General features: G+C 70.4%; 10 protein-coding genes. 5 read left to right on the top strand and 5 right to left on the bottom strand.

Going from position 1 to position 18191, the window contains the following annotated elements:
• Window positions 1-51 precede the first annotated feature (51 nt).
• From ACFY0P_RS00305 to pstB, 3 genes are all read left to right on the top strand, one after another.
• Window positions 52-2049, top strand: a complete 1998-nt coding sequence (locus tag ACFY0P_RS00305) for an Ig-like domain repeat protein (protein WP_388905590.1) — start codon at window positions 52-54, stop codon at window positions 2047-2049.
• A 77-nt stretch (window positions 2050-2126) separates the two neighbouring features.
• On the top strand, window positions 2127-3041 hold the full coding sequence (locus tag ACFY0P_RS00300; RefSeq protein WP_388905587.1) for a sortase: 915 nt from the start codon (window positions 2127-2129) through the stop codon (window positions 3039-3041).
• Window positions 3042-3136: 95 nt separating this feature from the next.
• Window positions 3137-3970 carry a phosphate ABC transporter ATP-binding protein PstB gene (pstB, locus tag ACFY0P_RS00295; RefSeq protein ID WP_388907245.1) on the top strand — a complete coding sequence of 278 codons (834 nt, stop codon included), beginning with the start codon at window positions 3137-3139 and terminating at the stop codon, window positions 3968-3970.
• Between the two features lie 15 nt (window positions 3971-3985).
• Here the strand turns inward: pstB and ACFY0P_RS00290 are convergent, their stop codons facing one another.
• Complete coding sequence (locus tag ACFY0P_RS00290; RefSeq protein WP_388905585.1) at window positions 3986-4816, bottom strand: M55 family metallopeptidase; 831 nt, start codon at window positions 4814-4816, stop codon at window positions 3986-3988.
• 78 nt (window positions 4817-4894) lie between these two features.
• Between ACFY0P_RS00290 and ACFY0P_RS00285 the strand changes: the two genes are divergently transcribed.
• The gene (locus ACFY0P_RS00285; RefSeq protein WP_388905583.1) at window positions 4895-5176 is read left to right on the top strand and encodes a hypothetical protein; all 282 of its coding nucleotides are present in this window, start codon (window positions 4895-4897) and stop codon (window positions 5174-5176) included.
• A 130-nt stretch (window positions 5177-5306) separates the two neighbouring features.
• On the top strand, window positions 5307-7106 hold the full coding sequence (locus ACFY0P_RS00280) for a phosphatidylglycerol lysyltransferase domain-containing protein (RefSeq protein WP_388905580.1): 1800 nt from the start codon (window positions 5307-5309) through the stop codon (window positions 7104-7106).
• A 119-nt stretch (window positions 7107-7225) separates the two neighbouring features.
• Here the strand turns inward: ACFY0P_RS00280 and ACFY0P_RS00275 are convergent, their stop codons facing one another.
• The 4 genes from ACFY0P_RS00275 to ACFY0P_RS00260 all read right to left on the bottom strand — a co-directional run bounded on the left by ACFY0P_RS00275 (window position 7226) and on the right by ACFY0P_RS00260 (window position 17969).
• A complete protein-coding gene (locus ACFY0P_RS00275; RefSeq protein WP_388905578.1) occupies window positions 7226-7489 on the bottom strand; it encodes a hypothetical protein in 264 nt (87 codons plus the stop codon).
• Window positions 7490-7533: 44 nt separating this feature from the next.
• The gene (locus tag ACFY0P_RS00270; RefSeq protein ID WP_388905576.1) at window positions 7534-15447 is read right to left on the bottom strand and encodes an RHS repeat-associated core domain-containing protein; all 7914 of its coding nucleotides are present in this window, start codon (window positions 15445-15447) and stop codon (window positions 7534-7536) included.
• A gap of 314 nt (window positions 15448-15761) precedes the next feature.
• Window positions 15762-17216, bottom strand: a complete 1455-nt coding sequence (locus ACFY0P_RS00265) for an ATP-binding protein (RefSeq protein WP_388905574.1) — start codon at window positions 17214-17216, stop codon at window positions 15762-15764.
• On the bottom strand, window positions 17217-17969 hold the full coding sequence (locus ACFY0P_RS00260; RefSeq protein ID WP_388905572.1) for a response regulator transcription factor: 753 nt from the start codon (window positions 17967-17969) through the stop codon (window positions 17217-17219).
• Window positions 17970-18191: the final 222 nt, after the last annotated feature.

Raw genomic sequence — 18191 nt, 5'->3', positions numbered from 1 at the left:
CCAGATCCTCTGGCAACACCCAGCTAGCTAGCTCTCGTCAGGAGACTCTCGATGCGCAATCTGCGCTCTTCGGCGGCGTTCGTCGCCGCGGCCGTGGTGGCCGGCGGCCTCGCCCTCGCCACCCCGGCGGTCGCCGACCCGGACGCCGGTGCCTTCCGCCAGCTGGTCGGCGTCGGCTCGGACACCACCCAGGACGTCCTCAACGCCCTCGCCGGCGACACCGTCAACGGCATCAGCTACGCCACCACCGCCGTACAGGCGACCTCCGGTGCCCGCATCGCCTCCTACGACGCGATCGAGCCCGGCACCGGCTCCACGACGTCGAAGATCACCACCCGCACGGGTGGCCCCTCCTTCGCGCGCCCGAACGGCTCCGGCGCCGGCCGCAAGGCCCTGACCAAGTCGCTGACCGGCGAGTCGTGGCCGGACAGCACCGGTGTCGCCATCACGAACCAGATCGACTTCGGCCGCTCCTCCGGCGCCCCCTCCGTCTCGGGCACCGCGCTCACCTTCATCCCCATGGCGCGGGACGCCATCGGCGTGGCGGTGCGCGGCTCGGGGCTGGACACGCTGACGGTGAAGCAGCTGCACGACATCTACAACGGCACGCTCACCACGGTGAACGGCCAGACCGTGCACCCGAAGATCCCGCAGAAGAACTCGGGCACCCGCAACTTCTTCCTCAACGCGATCGGCCTGACGGACGACCAGCTCACCTCGAGCGTCCAGGTCGTCCAGGAGAACCAGGGCAACGCCGCGCTCACCGAGGACGGCGCCCTCGCCCCGTTCTCGGTCGGCAGCTGGATCGCCCAGAACAACGGCGTCGCCCCCGACTACACCAAGGCCTCCGTGACCAACGGCGGTCACCTGGCCGCGATCCAGTTCGACGGCGACACCGGCGGCACCAGCCCGGTGACGACGGTCAACGGCAAGCTCAAGCCCGTCACCGACTACTACGAGAACGCCACCTTCGGCCGCGACGTCTACAACGTCGTCCCGACCCGCGAGCTGGACACCACCAGCATCTTCTTCGACCAGGACCTGTACGACATCTTCGTCACCAGCGGCAGCCACACCGCCGCGCTGGCCTCCGACGACGCCGAGAAGGTCATCGCCTCCTTCGGCTTCGTCAACGAGCCCTACAACGGCTTCATCAGCCTCGCCAACAAGCACGTCAAGCAGGGTGGCCTGGAAGGGTCGGGCATCGACACGAGCGTGCCCGCCGCGCCCACCCTGAAGACCACCGCGGGTGACGCGAGCCTGAAGCTGAGCTGGACCCCGAGCACCATCGTCCCGGCCCTGCCGGTCACCGACTACCGCGTCACGCTGAAGGACGCGGACGGCGCCGTCGTCGCCTCCAAGGACCTCGCGGCCTCCACCACGTCGTACTCCTTCACCGGCCTGGCCAACGGCACCTACACCGCCACCGTCACCGCCAACAACCTCAGCGGCACCGGCGCCGAGGCCACCTCGACCGGCGCGGTCAAGTACACCAGCAAGACGGCCGCCACCGCCGCCACCACCGCCTACGGCAAGACCCCCAAGGTCGCCGTCACCGTCACCGACTCGCACGGTGTCACGCCGACCGGCAAGGTCACCGTCAAGGACGGCACCACCGTCGTCGGCACCGGCACCCTCGACGCGTCCGGCAAGGTCACCATCGGCCTGTCGAACCACCTCAAGGTCGCCACGCACTCCCTGTCGGTCTCCTACGCGGGCAGCTCCAGCCTGAACGCGTCCTCGACGACCGTCTCCCTGAAGATCACCAAGGCCTCGGCGTCGGTCTCCACCTCCGCCCCGACCTCGGTGAGCCACACCGCCAGGGCCAAGGTCACCGTCAAGGTCACCACGTCCGGCACCACCCCGACCGGCACCGTCCGCATCTACCAGGGCTCCAAGGTCATCGCGACCGGCACCCTGAGCAGCGGCAAGGTCGTCGTCACCCTGCCGAAGCTGGCCAAGGGCAGGCACACCCTGCACGCCTTCTACGTCGGTTCCTCGACCGTGAACTCGAAGGCCGGCGCCAACTTCACCATCACCAGCAAGTGACCGTCTGACGGGCCCGCCGGAAGCCTCCTACGGCTTCCGGCGGCCCCTCACCGATTCCTCGAAGGAGGCGGGCCGCCATGACCGTCGCCGTACCGACACCGAAAACCCTGGCTCCGGCCGTGCCCCGCAGGCCCGTCCGCAGCCTCACCTTCGTCCGCCACCTCTCGCGCGGCGGACTGCTCAGCCTCGCCGCCCTGCTGCTCGGCATCACCGCCCAGCTGCTGGTGTTCAGCGGCGCCCAGGAACACTCCGCCCAGCACGCCGACTTCGACCAGCTGCGCGAGCAACTCGCCCTCGGCACCGCTCCGGTGGCGCAGACCGGGCAGGACGGCAAGCTGCTGGCGCCCGGCACGCCGGTCGCGCTCGTCGACATACCCAAGCTGGGCCTGAGCCAGGTCGTCCTGGAGGGCACCGACTCCTCCGTCATGACCGACGGCCCCGGTCACCGCCGGGACACCCCGATGCCCGGCCAGGCCGGCACCAGCGTGCTGATGGGCCGGGCGGCGGCGTACGGCGGCCCGTTCGGCAAGCTCTCCCAGCTCGCCACCGGTGACACCTTCACCGTCACCACCGGCCAGGGCAAGGCGAAGTTCCAGGTCATCGACGTGCGACGGGCCGGCGACCCGGCGCCGACGGCGCTGGCCCCGGGCAAGAGCCGGATCGTCCTCATCACCGCCACCGGTGCCAGGTACATGCCCTCCGGGGTCCTGCGCGTCGACGCCGACCTGGTCTCCGCGCCGTTCCAGACCCCGTCGGCCGTGATCCGGGCCGGCACCCTGCCGAGCTCCGAGGAGCCGCTGGCCCGCCCCTCCGGGGTGCCGTGGCCGCTGGTGATGTGGCTGCAGGCGCTGCTCCTCACCGCCGTGGCCGCCGTCTGGACCTGGCACCGCTGGGGCCGCCACCAGACGTGGATCGTCTTCGCCCCGGTCGTCGCGGTGCTCGGCCTCCAGGTCGCGACGCGGACCACCGAACTGCTGCCGAACCTGCTGTGACCGAGGTGAGTGAAGTGTCTGAAGCAACCGAAGTGACCCAAGCAACCCAAGCGTTTGAAACGACCGAGACAGCCGAGACAGCCGTGACCGCCGAGATGACCGACACCGCCGTACTTCCCACCGCCACCGCCACCGCCGTGGTGGACGGCCCCGCACCCGCCACGCTCGAAGCCCGTGCCGTATCCGCCTGGTTCGGCTCCCACCAGGTGCTCAGCCAGGTGTCGCTGACCATGCCCGCGGGCGAGGTGACCGCGCTGATCGGCCCGTCCGGCTGCGGCAAGTCGACGTTCCTGCGCACCCTCAACCGGATGCACGAGCTGATCCCGTCGGCGCAGTTCGGCGGCGAGGTGCTCTTCGAGGGCGAGGACATCTACGACCCGTCCTGGCGGCTGACCGACGCCCGCCGCAGGATCGGCATGGTCTTCCAGAAGCCGAACCCGTTCCCGGCGATGTCGATCTACGACAACGTGGTGGCGGGCCTGAAGCTGACCGGCACGAAGGCGAACCGCCGGGAGAAGGACGTGCTGGTCGAGGAGTCCCTGACCCGCGCCGGCCTGTGGAAGGAGGTCCGCGACCGGCTCCGTCAGCCCGGCGGCGCCCTGTCCGGCGGCCAGCAGCAGCGCCTGTGCATCGCGCGGGCCCTCGCGGTCCGTCCCCGGGTCCTCCTCATGGACGAGCCGTGCTCGGCCCTGGACCCCACCTCCACGCGCCGCGTCGAGGAGACCATCCAGGACCTGGCCGGCCAGGTGACGATCGTGATCGTCACCCACAACATGCAGCAGGCGGCGCGCGTCTCCCAGCAGTGCGCGTTCTTCCTGGCGGAGCAGGGCACCCCGGGCGGCATCGTGGAGCACGGCGACACGGAGGCCGTCTTCAACTCCCCGCAGGACCAGCGCACGGCCGACTACGTGGCCGGCCGGTTCGGCTGAGCCCGCTACAGGGGGTCAGCAGTACGGCGGCTGGTTGGTGAGCGAGGAGGCGACCCGCATCCAGACGCCGAACTGGCGGTAGAGGGCGGGCAGCGGACCCCGGGCCTGGACGGTACGGCTGTCCAGGGCCGTCACCCCGGGGATGCCGAGGAGGACGGCGGGGACGGAGGCGGACTGCCAGCGCACGGCGAGGGCCGACTCGCCCTCGGGCGCGGCGGGCCGCTTCGGCACGGGCGTCAGGGCCGCCACGACCGCCTCCTCGATCGCCCGGCGGGCCTCCTCCGCCGGGCGCAGCTCGGCGGCGAACCGGTCCCGGGCGTACTTCACGGGCACGGTGACCACCGACTCGTCCCAGGCCGTCATCTCGGCGCACGCCGCGTCGTCACCCGTGAGGGCCACGACCGGCACGCCGAAGGCCGCGGCGGTGGCGTGCGCGAGCCCGATCTCCCCGGCGGGCCTCCCGTCCAGCCAGATGTCCTCGATCTCGTGGCCCATGAAGCTGTGACTCAGCACACCGAGGGCGCCGGCCCGGGAGTGGTAACCGACACATATCGCCGCGTCGTACTCCGCCGTGAGCCCCTCCAGCATGAGCATCTTCTTCGGCTTGCCGCGCACCAGGCGGGCGGCGGGATGCAGGTGTTCGGGGAGCAGGTTCCGCATCGGCCCGTGGGCGTCGTTGACCAGCACCTCGGTCGCGCCTGTGGCCACCGCCCCGCGGATCGCCGCGTTCACGTCCTCGGCCATCATCGACCGGCCGCGCTCGTAGTCCCGCCCGCCCGGCTGCACATCGTCCCGGTCGACCAGCCCGGTGATGCCTTCCATGTCCACGCTGATGAAAATACGCACGTCCTGAGGCTATCCGGACCCTACGTATTGTAGGTTCCCCATCGGCCACGGCGGCTCGTCAGCTCACGGGGGTACCTCATGCAGGGCACGGACACACAGGAGGCGCGGCGCAGCCTCGCCCCCACGGTGGCGGTGCTGGTGGCCAGCCTGCTGGTCGCGGCGGTGGGTGTGTACGAGCTGTCCGGCTTCGGCCTGCACAGTCTCGACCGGCGCCCGCACCTGTTCAGCGACGGGCTGGCGACCGGCGGGGTGATCGTCGCGGCGGTGCTGGCGGGGGCGGCGATCGGGAACCTGGCGTGGATGCTGGCGGCCCGGCGGCGGGCGGAGCGGGAACGGGCACAGGCTCCGGCTCGTCCGTAAGAGGCAGAAGGGCCTTTCACACCGTATTCCGTACGACGGCGGATCACTCCCCCGCCTCCCACCGTTACCCTACAGACTGTAGGGTCAGCCCTCCGTCAACCCGCTCCCCGTCCCCAAGGTGACCGGTCCCATGCCCGCACAGCTGTCGACCCTGATCCCGCCCCGCGTCTCCGCCGCTCTCCGCGCCCCCACCGGCGCGTCCGGCGGCACCCTGCGCAGGCGGGCCGCCGATTTCACCGTCTGGTACCTGCGCGTGATCGCCGTACTGAACATAGTGGCGGTGATGTCGCTCCCCTTCCGCCAGGAGGTCGACGAGCACAACAACGGCCGTCTCACTCTGCACCTCCACCGGCAGCACGCGCACCACTCCGGCCAGTTCTTCACCCCGTACCTGGCCACGGCGGGCCTGGTCTCGGCCGCCCTCGCCATCTTCTTCGTCCTGGTGATGCGCCGCCGCAAGCGCGCGGCCTGGGTGGTCAACCTACTCCTGTCCGCCCCGCTCTTCGCCCTCTACGTCCTCGCCCTCACCCAGCACGAGTACCGCGCCCACGCCTTCAACTGGGTCTCGGCCGCTCTCACCGGCCTCTTCGTGGCCGCACTGCTGATCAGCCGCCGGGAGTTCAGCGCGGTCGGCGACCCGTCGAACCCGAAGACGGCGCTGGCGGTGGGGGCCGCCGGCGTGCTGGTCACCGGCGGCCTGGGCACCCTCCTCGTGCACGCGACGAACAAGCTCCCCGGCGCCACCCTGCCCGACGAGATCGCCTACACCCTCCTGAGGGGCGTCAGCGTCGGCCCGCTCGCCGACCACGTCACCGCGGTCCACGCCCCCCGCTGGGCCGACATCCTCATCAACATTCTCCTCGCCGCCGCGTTCTGCCTGGTCCTCTACGCGGGCTTCCGCTCCCCGCGCGGCCGCCGTCTGCTCAGCCCCGAGGACGAGTCACGGCTGCGCGGCCTGCTGGACAGGCACGGCGCCCGCGACTCCCTCGGCTACTTCGCGCTGCGCCGCGACAAGATGGCGATCTTCTCCCCCACCGGCAAGTCGGCGGTCACCTACCGCGTCGTCGGCGGCGTCAGCCTCGCCTCGGGCGACCCGATCGGTGACCCGGAGGCCTGGCCCGGCGCGATCGACGCGTGGCTGACGGAGGCGCGGCGCCACGCGTGGACGCCGGCCGTCATGGGCGCGAGCGAGGAGGCGGGCACCGTCTACGCCCGGCACGGTCTGGACGCCCTGGAACTGGGCGACGAGGCGATCGTCGACATCGCCGACTTCACCCTGGAGGGCCGCCCCATGCGCGTCGTCCGCCAGGCCCACAACCGGGTCCGCCGCGCCGGTTACACGGTCCGCATCCGCCGCCACGAGGACATCCCGGCCGACGAGATGGCGACCCTGATCGAACGGGCCGACAGCTGGCGCGACGGCGCCACCGAACGCGGCTTCTCCATGGCCCTCGGCCGCCTCGGCGACCCGGCGGACGGCCGCTGCGTGATGCTGGAATGCCGGGACGCGAACGACACCCCCCGCGCCCTCCTCAGCTTCGTCCCCTGGGGCGAGCGGGGCCTCTCCCTGGACCTGATGCGCCGCGACCGCGGCTGCGAGAACGGCCTGATGGAGTTCATGGTCGTCGAACTCCTCCTCCGCGCCTCCGAGTTGAAGGTCGACCGTGTCTCCCTCAACTTCGCCATGTTCCGCTCGGTCTTCGAACGCGGCTCCCGCCTTGGCGCGGGCCCGGTCCTGCGCCTGTGGCACACCACCCTCACGTTCTTCTCCCGCTGGTGGCAGATCGAGTCCCTGTACCGCGCGAACGCGAAGTACCGCCCGGTGTGGGAGCCCCGCTACCTGCTCTTCGCGAGAAGCAGCGACATCCCGAGGATCGGGTTGGCGAGCGCACGGGCGGAGGGGTTTCTCACGGTTCCCTGGGGGAGCTGACTCAATCCACCCCGCACGAGCCATACAGTGCGCCTGCAGTGACCACGGATGCGACGAAGGGCCCCTCGGAGAGTTCTTTCCCGGAGGGGCCATTTCACCTTGAAAGAGCCATCAATCACCTATTCGACGGGCCGAGGATCCAGCCCGTGAAAGCCGGCCCTGGCAAGATGTTCGACCGCTCGCAAGATCTCGGCCCTGGTGACCGCCGAAACCACGAGAACATTCGCCATTGCGAAAAATCCGGCCGTGGACACCTCGTCCAAAATTTCTTGAGCCAGTCGAGCGGGGTCATAGACAGTCAGATCAAATCTCGCGCCCTTTGTCGAAACCGTCAGACCGACCAGGTAACCTTTGGCTTCGGTCTCGACCTCATAGCCATCCAAGTATTCGGGGAACCTCAGGTCGTATGGAATCAACTGGCCGCCTCTCAGTTACCCGATGTTCTTATCTGAGACAGCGCGTCAGCATACTGCCCAGGAGTCAGATTAGCACCTGGCGCCGGCACGATCTCGAAGTGCCTGGGGTCTTTCCCTCGCTGAATGACGCGAAGAGATTCGGGCACGCTTCCCATGTCTATGCCATGCGGAACGAATCCCTTTCCTTCAACGCTTTCCGGATTGTCGAAGACAGAAAGGCCGTGTGTTTCTTTCACGAACCCCGTGGTGGGGTCGACCTTGAAGTCGTTCGGACGAGGAACAAAGCTCGGTGACTCACCTTCCCTGGCACCCCGGAAACAACTTTCAGGCCCAGGTCCGGAATTGTGTACCAGGACAGGCGTCCTGCCGGCCAGCACGTAGAACGTGTGCAGTTGAGCGACGCTGAGGTTGTACCTTTCACCGGCACCGGGGGTGGTGTGGACGGTGACGACGTAGGCCTTCTGGCCGTCCGCGGTGGCGAGGGCGTCGTGGGGCTTGAGGTCGGCCGCCGGGACCCAGGTGTGGTCGGTCTCGTCCCAGAACGGGTGTTTCGACGTGGTGTGGAGGGTCTCGGTGTGGCCGTCCGGGGTGTGGACGGTCACGTCGACCAGGTCGTTGTCGAGGTTGCGGTGGAGGGCCGTGACCTCGCGGGTGCCGCGGTGCTTGCCGGTGCCCGGGTCGGCGGCCTCCACCTCGTCGCCCGGCTTCACCTCACCGATCGGCTTGGTCTTGCCGTCCGCCATCAAGACCGGCGTATCGGCGCGGAAGCTGCACTGGCCCGCCGTCTGGCCGTCCGTGCCCGTGCCGCCCTGGCACACCGATCCCAGGACCGCGTCGCCGAGACCGCAGGCCACGGCGCCGGTGACCATGTCGAGGAGGTTGCCGCCGGCCGAGCAGCTGAAGCCGAGCAGACCGCCGACGCAGAACCCGCCGCCACCGTCCCCGGTACCCGGTGGCAGACCGCCGTCGCGGGTGGCCGCGATGCAGCTGTTGGTGCTGGAGCCCTGGGTGCCGCAGGTGGCGTTGTCGTCGGCGGCGGCCGTGATGGTCGGGGCGGTGGGTTTGCCGGGGGCAGTGGTGGGGATCTTGATCGGGTTGTTGAGGTCGATCAGCGGTCGGCGGTCGATGGTCCAGCGGTGGCTCGTCGGGCTGCGCCACCAGTGGTAGGAGGTGGTGCCGTTGTCGTAGTACGTCCACTGCTGGGTGGTGGTGTAGCTGTAGTAGTCGGTGCGTGTGTAGAGGTAGGTGTCGTCGAGCCACTTGCTGGTGGTCTGCCAGCTGGTGGTGCTGGTGTGCTGCCTGGTGCCGATGACGACAGGCTTCGTCGGATGCGACGGCTGCGGCTGCACCGTGGCGGTCGGGGGCGGTGGCACCGCGGGCGTGCGGATGGCGGACGCGTCGAAGGTCGCGGTCCCGGTGGCGGCGTCGTAGAGGACGGCGGACGCGGCGACGACCACCACGACACCGCCGACCACGAGCAGCACCTCGCCGGCGCCCACGGCCGCGGCGGCCCCGGCCACCACCTCCGCGCCCTCCACGACGGCGCCCGCTCCCTCGGCCAGGGCGCCCGTGGTCTCGGCGGCCGCGGAACCGAGGCCCCGGGTGATGTTCGCGAACTCCTCGTCGATCGCGGACTGGCTCCAGTCCAGCGCGCGGTTGGCGAGGCCCAAGAGCGACATGTGGCCGTCGGGGTCGAGCCGGCTGGTGGGGTTGGCGTTCGCGTACAGGTAGTCGTTGGTGGAGGTGGCGCCGGTGACCGGGACCGAGGCGGTGTCCGCCGAGGCGAAGGTGCCGCTGCCCGGGTCGTACCAGCGGGACTCGGCGGAGACCCGGCCCGTGGTCGAGTCGGTCCAGCTGCCCTGGAAGCCGGCGGTCATGGTCGCCGCGTTGGACTGGGCGGTGACCTTGCCGAAGGGGTCGTAGGCGCGGGAGGCGAACACGTCGCCGAAGGTCGTGTCCAGCGAGGCCACGACGTTGCCGTGCACGTCCTGGACCAGGGGCATGGCGATGCCGCCGGCCGGCTTGCCGGACAGCAGGGTGCCGTCCGCGGTGCGGGCGTAGGTCCAGCTGCCGTCGCCGTCCGGCTCCTTCGACAGTCCGCCGTAGCCGAGTTGACGGGTGGTCGTGCCGTCGGAGACCGACAGGAGGCGGTCCAGGCTGTCGTAGGAGTAGGTGTGCTGTCCGTCGCCGACCAGGCGGTCGAAGGAGTCGAAGACCGATGCCGCGCTCGACGTCGAGCCGCTCGCCGTGGCCGTGGTGGTCTTGGCCAGAGTTCCGCGCGTCGTCCAGTCGTAGGTGGTGGTGTCGCCACCGGAGACGGCGGTGCGGGTGAGGCGGTTGCGCTCGTCGTACTGTGCCGACGTGGTCTGGCCGGTGGGGGTGTGCGCGGTGCCCGACCACGGCGTGGCCCAGGTGCGGTTGCCCACCGCGTCCCAGGTGTAGTCGGTGCCGGTCGGTGTGGCACCCTCCGTCGAGGAACGGACCAGCCGGTTGTCCTCGTCGTAGTCGTAGTCGGTGGTGCCCGCGGCGATGTAGCGGCCGGTGCGGGTGGCGGTCTTCAGGTTGCCGTTCTTGTCCCAGGTGTAGGAGAGCGTGCTCTTCTGGTCCTGGAAAGGGGCGTCGGGGGTGATGGTCTCGGAGGTGAGGCGGCCGAGGCCGTCGTAGGTGAAGTCCTGGACGGGGTAGTAGGTGCCCTCGCCCGGCACGCTGCCGGTGATCTTCTTGACCTGGCCGGCCGTGTCCCGGGTGTAGAACACGCTGGCGCCGGTCAGCCCGTCGTGGACGTTCCCGACGTCCTCCAGGCCGCTGTAGCCGTAGGACACCGACGTCGCCGGGTCCTGCTGGTAGGTGAGGCGGCCGAGCGGGTCGTAGCGGTAGGAAGAGGTGCCCAGCGGGCCGCTGCTGCCGGTGAGCAGGGCGCGGTCGTCGTAGGTGAAGGTCTGGGTACCGCTGGGGGTGCCGATCGAGGTCGGCCGGTCGTCCAGGTCGTAGCCGAACGACCGGGTCGTCGTGCCGCCCGCGCCGCCGGTGCCGGTCTGGCCGGTGTTCCGGTAGTAGGTGTCGTAGGTGTACGACGTGGAGACGCCCCCGGGTTCGGTCACCTTGGTGACGCGTCCGCCCACTCCGGAGCTGTGCTCGTACGTCCAGGTGCGGTCGGCGGCGGCCGGCTGGGCGCTGGTGGCGGGTTCCACCCGGGTGTGCAGCCAGCTGCCGATGTACGTCTGGTACGTCGTGTGCTGGTCGGCGTCGGTGACGCGGGTGGCGTCGCCGAGCTCGTCGTAGCCGAAGGTGGTGACCGGGTTGGCGGCGACCGTGCCGTCGGCGGCGGTCGGGGCCGGGTCGGTCAGGGCGGTGAGCCGGTTCCCGGCGTCGTAACTCGCCTGCCAGACGTTCCTGTTGGGGTCCTTGACTGCCGTGACGTTGCCCGCCGGGTCCACGGTGTAGTCGGTGCGCGCCACCTCGTTGCCGTCGGGGTCCCTGGCGATGACCGCGGTGCGGCGGCCGGCGAGGTCGTAGACGGTCTCGGTGGAGCGCTGCAGCGGGTCGGTGACCCGGGTGAGCCGGCCCGCGACGTCGTGGAGGTAGTTCGTGGTACCCCGGCCGGTCTCCGACACGGAGCTGAGCTCGCCCGCCGCGTTGTAGCCGGAGCGGGACTCGAAGACCGTGCCGTTGATCGTCTGCCAGCTGTGCGTCGGCTCGCCGAAGTCGTCGTAGCGGTACTGGGTGATGTCCTGGTCGGGGGTGGCGGTGCCGTTGCGGACGACCTGGTCCACCGTCTGCCGGCGGTCCATGTCGTCGTAGGTGCTCAGCGTCTGGGCGCCGGTGTAGGAGATGGCCGACAGCAGGTTGGAGTTGTCGTCGTAGATGTAGGTGGCGGGGGTGCCGTCGGCCTTGTTCGTGTCCCGGTTCCAGCGGGTCGCGGTGTGCACCCGGTTGCGGGCGTCGTAGGTGTAGTCGGTGCGGCCGGAGTCGGTGTTCGTGTCGGACACCACGTTCCCGGCGTGGTCGTAGGCGCGGTGGTCCGACGAGCCGTCGTTGCGGTGGATGTCGGTCAGTTCGCCGCGCCTGTCGTACCCGAAACTCGAGCCGCCCCCCTTGGGATCGCGCATGCCCGTCGTGTCGCCGAAGGCGTCGTAGCCGTACTTCGTGACGGGCCGGGTCATCGTCGCCCCCGCACCGGACCCGTCCTCGACCGGCACCGCGGGTCCGGTCACCGTCGAGGTGCGGCCCATCGCGTCGTACGTGTAGGACGTCGTGTTCTGGCGCGGGTCGGTGACCGTGAGGACGCGGCCGAAGGTGTCCCGGGTGTACTTGGTGACGAGGTCGGCGGTGGCGTCGTTGTGGACCACCGACTGGGTCATGGCACCGGTCACCGGGTCGTAGGACTGGCTGGTGGACTCGGTGCGGGTGGCGTCGGAGACCGCGGTGCCGGTCTGCAGGCCCGCCTTGTCGTAGCTGTAGGCGGTGGTGCGGTTCAGGCCGGCCGGGTCGACAGTCGTCGAGGTGCGCTCGTTGGCGTCGTCGTAGCCGTACGTCGTGGTGCGGGCGTCGCTGCCACCGCCCTCGATGTCCTGGACCAGGTTGCCGGCCAGGTCGTAGGTGTAGGAGTGCAGGGGGACGTCCCGGGTGGAGTTCGGGTTGTCCGGGTCGGCGTGCGCGATGTACGTCTCGGACTTCAGCAGGTCGTCGTGGGTGTAGGTGTACGACACGACGTGGCCCTTGGCGTCCCAGAAGTCCTCCAGCCGGCCGGCGTTGTCGTAGCCGTAGGCCTTCAGGCGCACGCTGCGGGTGGTGGCGCCGCTCTGGCCGGGCGTGTCCGTGTACTCGGGGATGGCGACGGAGTTGAGCTGGCCGCGCGAGTCGTAGGTGTAGTGGTAGTGGATGTTGTTGGCGTCCCAGGAGTCCGCGACGTGGCCCACCCCGTCGTAGAGCTGGTGGGACAGGACGTACGACTCGGGTCCGCTCCCCTGGTCGTTCTCGGTGGTGGTGCTGGTGAGGCGGTCCCGTGCGTCGTAGGCGTAGCTCTCGTAGCGCGTGACGTCGTCCACCTCGGGCAGATTGAGGGAGTCGACGCGTGAGGTGAAGGAGACATTGCCGTCCGCGTCGTAGCCGTAGAAGACCTTGAGCTGGTCGTTCCAGCCGCCCCCCACCACCAGGGGGTCGGACACCGGGTCGCCGATGGCGGAAACCACCCGCCCGTGGGTGTCGTACGTGTACGAGGTCGTGTAGCCGGAGCCGCCCGGGGTGCCGGAGACGACCTGGCGGGTCATCATGCCGTGCGTGTCGAAGTAGCTGTTGACCGCGCCGCCGGTGGGCAGCTGTTGCAGGGTGCGGTCGCCGAAGCGGTCGTAGCCGTACCGGGTGACGTGCCCGTCCGGGTCGGTGACGGTGGCGAGCAGGCCGCATGGCTGGACGCTGCCGGCCGGTGCTGACGGGTCGTTGACCACCGGTGGCTGGGTGCCGGAGTCGCAGGTGTAGCCGTAGGTGGTCGTCGCGCCGTTCGGGGCGGACTTGGTCGGCGGGGTGGTGCGGGTCTTCAGGCGCTCGCCGCTGTAGGTCATGGTGACGGCGTGGTGGTTGCCGTCGGCGACGGAGAGGGTGTTGGCGTACGGCGTCGAGTCGTACTCGTAGTGGGTGTTGACGATCGTGCCGGAGGTGTCCCGGTAGCGGTTCTGGTCCTGGAGCCGGCCGGTGATGCTGTCCCAGTAGTACTCGGTGATGTTGTCGTTCTCGTCCATCAGGCCGGCGACCCGGCCGGTGGAGTCGTACTGCCAGCTGCGGGTGTTGCCGTGGGTGGGCGTGGTTCCGCCGGTCCACCGGGAGAGCAGGCTGCCGTGCGCGTCGAACTCGTAGTAGACGTTGACGCCGGTCGGGTCGGTGGTGTGGATGACGTCGGAGGCGTTCGTGTCGCCGCTCGGCGGGTCGGTGCGCCGGTAGAACCAGGTGTCCCAGCCGCCGCTGACCAGGTCCGAGGGGTAGGCGAGGGTGTAGAGGCGGTCGCCGCTGTACGTCAGCTTGGTGACGGCGGCCGTGTTGGGGCGGGTGATCTGGGTCAGCCGGGGCACCGTGTGGGAGGAGTCGGTGCCCCCGTAGCCGTAGGTGGTGCAGCGGGGAGTCGGTTCGGCGTCGCAGACCTTGGTGAGCTGGTTGCCGGTGTAGAAGTAGCTCCAGGTGTTCCAGCGCTCGCCGGAGGCCAGGCCCGCCGACACCGAGGTGACGTGACTGCCGGTCCAGGTCAGGAAGATCGACCGCTGGGAGGGGCCCTCGTCGATCTCCGTGATGTGGCCGCCGCTGACGCCGAAGTACAGCTGGCTGCCGTTGGGCGAGTAGAACCGCTTCACGGGCTGGTGGCCGCCGGTCGGCGAGAACTCGGCGGACGAGCCGTCCTTGAACCGCAGCCAGGGCACGCCAGTGTCGTGCTCCACCTCGTACTTCACCGAGTCGCCCTCGCCGTACGACGGTGCCCAGCTGCCGTCGGGGTTCTTGCCGAACTGGATCTGCTTGCCGTCCTTGAAGGAGGCCCGCATCCAGCCCTCTGACGTGGGGTCGATCGCCATGTCCAGGATCGAGGACCAGCCGGTGCCGAAGGCGCCGTTGACCGTGTTGACGGAGTTGTAGGTGCGGTCCACCCTCAGGGGCTGCGCCCCGTCGGGGACCGGGACAGCGAGGTCGGTCTCGGCGCGGGTGTAGTTGCCGGCGAAGAGGTTCACACCGGCCGGGTCGAGCGTGGCCGGATCCACCCCGTAGTGGGAGCCGTTGGAGGCAGGCGGGGAGACCACGGGGGTGAAAGGGCTCATCGCCGACCAGGGGCTGGTGAGGGAGTCCTTGACCCGGGCCCGCCAGTAGTAGGTGGTGTTCCATTTGAGCCACCCGTACGACACGGTCCAGAGGGAGAACGAGTCGAAGCTGTCGCCCATGGTGACGCCCAGCCAGCCGGAGTCGTGGCAGCCCTTGGTGGCGGCCGCGTCCTCGCACACCGTGAACTCGGACTGCACCGGCTGGGTCTTGTCCGCCGAGAGACCGATCTCCAGCTGCGGGGTGAGCGTGGCGACGGTCGCGTCCCACTGCGGGTAGACCAGGTGGCCGCTCGGCGCGGAGTGCGGGATGGTGAACGACAGGGCGGGGCTGACCGGGACGCCGTGCGTGGAGAACCAGGTGTCAGAGCCGTCGGTGGTGTTGAGTTCGGCATCCCAGACGAGCTTGAACGAGCCCGCCGGCAGCGGCTCCACATAGGAAAGGACCCGGATCGACTGACCCCGGGCCACGGCCTTGTTGATCAGGACGCCGTAACCGTTGCAGTTGTAGGCGGTGTTGTTCGACCAGTAGAGGTGGTAGCCGAGGATGACGGAGTTGGCCGCCCAGTCCTTGGTCGAGGTGTTCTTCACGGTGACCCACATCGCCCCGTCGACGTCGTGCGCGGGCTGCACCGCGAAGGGGGTCTCGGGGGTGTAGGTGGCGCCGTAGGGGGTGGGGGCCGACGGCAGGGTACCCCCGGTGACGCAGGCGTCCGTCGTCGCGGTGCTCAAGGCGCTCCGGCGAGCTGGGCTCTGGGTGCCGGGCTGCCGCCTCAGGTGCGGTGGGCGCTTGGGGAGCAGGTGGGCGGTACGCAGAGCCGCGGCCTTCTGCTGGGCCTTGCGGTCGGCCGAGGCCACCGGGATCTGGGCTGGTACGTGCCGGGTCTTCTGGGTCTTTACCGCGGCGTCGAAGCGGGCGACCGCCTTGTGCCAGGCGTCTCCCGACTTGCCACGGCTCTGTGTCGGCCGGTTCGGGTCGGGCTTGGCGGGCGCGGAGACCGCGCCGGGCGGCAGTGGCCTGGACACCACCGTCGACGCGCCGGCGTGCCCCACGCTCGGCCCGAGCAGGCCGGTGAGCAACGCCAGGGCGAGGACGAAGACGAGCCGAATCCGTACGGCGGCAGGGCACACGATTCCCCCAGGTGGTGTGGACCTTGGGGGAGCAGATCATCCATGTGCATGCCAATGCGGTCGGCATGAATGAACAGCACACGAACAGCTGGGCAACAGATCCTGCTCAGCTTTCACACAGAATCTCCGGATCGGGGAGAGCGGGCAACGGCGGGCGTCTGCGCGCCGCACCGGAACACACGGCCGGCCAGCCGGGGCACTGACGGCCCGAGCCAGGCGCGGCAACCGCGGGCCACCGCAGGTCAGCGTCGGGTCACCGCAGGTCAGCCGCGGGCCACCGCAGGTCAGCGTCGGGTCACCGCAGGTCAACCGGGTCAACCGCGAGGCGTGCCGCCCGTGATCCCCCCGCCCACCGTGAACCCGATCACCGCGCCGCCGCCCTCCCTGCGGAAGGCGAAGGGGGCGCCGCCGTGGGCCATGGCGACCTCGCGGACGATGGAGAGGCCGAGGCCGGAGCCGGGCAGGGAGCGCGCGTCGGCGGCGCGGTAGAAGCGGTCGAAGATGCGGATCAGGTCGCCCTCGGCGATACCGGGGCCCCGGTCGAGGACCTCGACGCGGACCGTGCCCGGCCGGGCGGGGCCGGTGACACTGATCTCGATGGGGGCCTTGCCGTCCCGGTCGAACTTGGCCGCGTTCTCGACGAGGTTGGAGACGGCCCGCTGGAGCATGCCGGGCCGGCCGTCGGTCGTGGTGTCGCCGGCCGCCCGCACGACGATCTCGCGTCCGGTACGGCGCCGGGCCAGCCCCGCCACGTCCTCCGCGATGTCGGCCAGGTCCACGTGCTGCGGCGGCTCGGTGTCGGACTGCCCGGCCGCGAGGTCGACCAGTTCGTTGACCAGGTCGGTCAGCTCGCGTGCCTCCTGGCCGAGGTCGGCGACGAGCTCGTCACGGGTCGCGGGCGGGAGTTCGTCGATCCGGCGGAGCAGGGAGATGTTCGTACGCAGCGAGGTCAGCGGAGTACGGAGCTCGTGGCCCGCGTCCTGGACCAGGCGCCGCTGGTCCTCCTCCGACTGGGCGAGGCGGCCCAGCATCCGGTCGAAGGCGCGGCCCAGCCGGCCCACCTCGTCCAGTCCCGTCACCGGCACCTGGATGCCGAGCTGCCGGGTGCGGGCCACGTTCTCCGCCGCCGACGTCAGGATCACCAGCCGGCGGGTGATCCGCCGCGCCAGCCACCAGCCGAACAGCCCGGCGGCCACCACCACCGCCGCCATCAGCAGCAGTGTCCGCTGCTGGAGCGCGTTGAGCAGGTCCTCGGTGTCGCTGAACTCCTGCGCCACCTGCACCGCGCCCCGGCCGCCGCCGAGCGCGACCGTGGCGATCCGGAACAGGTCCTCGCCGGCCTGGACGTCCTTGTGCTGGACCGTCTTCCCGGCCTCCGCGGCGGTGGCGGCCGCCCGGTCCGCGGCGGTGACGGGCAGCACCGGGCTGCCGCGGTCGATGATCTCGCCCTGCGCGCCGAGCACCTGGACGTCGGTGCGCGCGGGCCGGACCAGGTCGTGGCCGGGCTGGGACGAGGAGAAGTCCGCCGGCACCATCTTGTGCTGCTTGACCTCGTCCTGGACGTCGGAGACGACCTGGGTGAACACCGACTGCTGGTCGACGCGGACCAGCCGGGCGGCGGCGTTGTACGACAGGATGCCGACGACGATGGTCACGGCGGCGGTGACCGCCGCGAAGGAGACCACGAAGGTGGTCCGCAGGGAGACCAGGCCCGGCCGGCGCCGGGCCAGGACCCGCGTGAGCCGCTCCAGGCGCCGGAGCGGGCCCACTCAGTCCTCCCGCAGCACGTAACCGACGCCCCGGACGGTGTGGATCAGCTGCGGGGCGCCCGGCTCGTCGAGCTTGCGGCGCAGGTAGCCGACGTAGACGGCGAGGTTCTTGGAACCGGGGCCGAAGTCGTAGCCCCAGATGCGGTCGTAGATCGTGGAGTGGTCGAGGACGATGCCCGCGTTGCGCGCGAGCAGCTCCAGCAGCTCGAACTCGGTGCGGGTCAGCTCCAGCTCGCGCTTGCCGCGCCAGGCCCGGCGGGCCTGGAGGTCCATCCGCAGGCCGGCCGCCTCGACCTGCCGGTCGGAGACCTGCGGCTCCCGGCCGGGCTCGGCGGCGACCACGCCACCGCCGCTGCCTGCGCCGCTGCCGGCGCCGGTGGTCACGGGCGAGGTCCGGCGCAGCAGCGCCCGCAGCCGGGCGAAGACCTCTTCCACGTCGAAGGGCTTGACGACGTAGTCGTCGGCGCCGGCGTCCAGTCCCGCGATCCGGTCGGCGGTCTCCACCAGCGCGGTCAGCATGAGGATGGGGGTACGGTCCCCTTCCGCCCGCAGGACGCGGCAGACCTGGAGGCCGTCGATGCCGGGCATCATCACGTCGAGGACGAGGACGTCCGGGGTGGTGCGATGGGCGTGCGCCAAGGCCTCCACACCGTCCGCGACCGCCGTCACCTCATAACCCTCCAGGGTGAGGGCCCGCTCCAGGGCGTGGCGGATGGCGCGGTCGTCTTCGGCGAGCAGCACAGTCTGGGGCACCTCCCCAGTCTGCCAAGGCCTCCGGCGGTTCTGCCGTGGTGAGCGGGCCTACGATCACCCTTTTTACCTGCCTCTCACCGTCACAGAGGCAACCGGGCGCCGCGATTCGGCTGCGGGCCGGTGGGGGTTGCTCGCGCAGTTCCCCGCGCCCCTAAAGGGGCACGCTGCAGTCACGTCAGCTACATAGCTGCGGGCGGGCGTGCCGCAGGGCGGCACGGGTGG

The organism is Streptomyces sp. NPDC001714, from assembly GCF_042892755.1.
GTDB lineage: Bacteria > Actinomycetota > Actinomycetes > Streptomycetales > Streptomycetaceae > Streptomyces.
The sequence above is the reverse complement of the archived record's forward strand: the minus strand, read 5'-3'. Positions and strand labels throughout refer to the sequence as shown.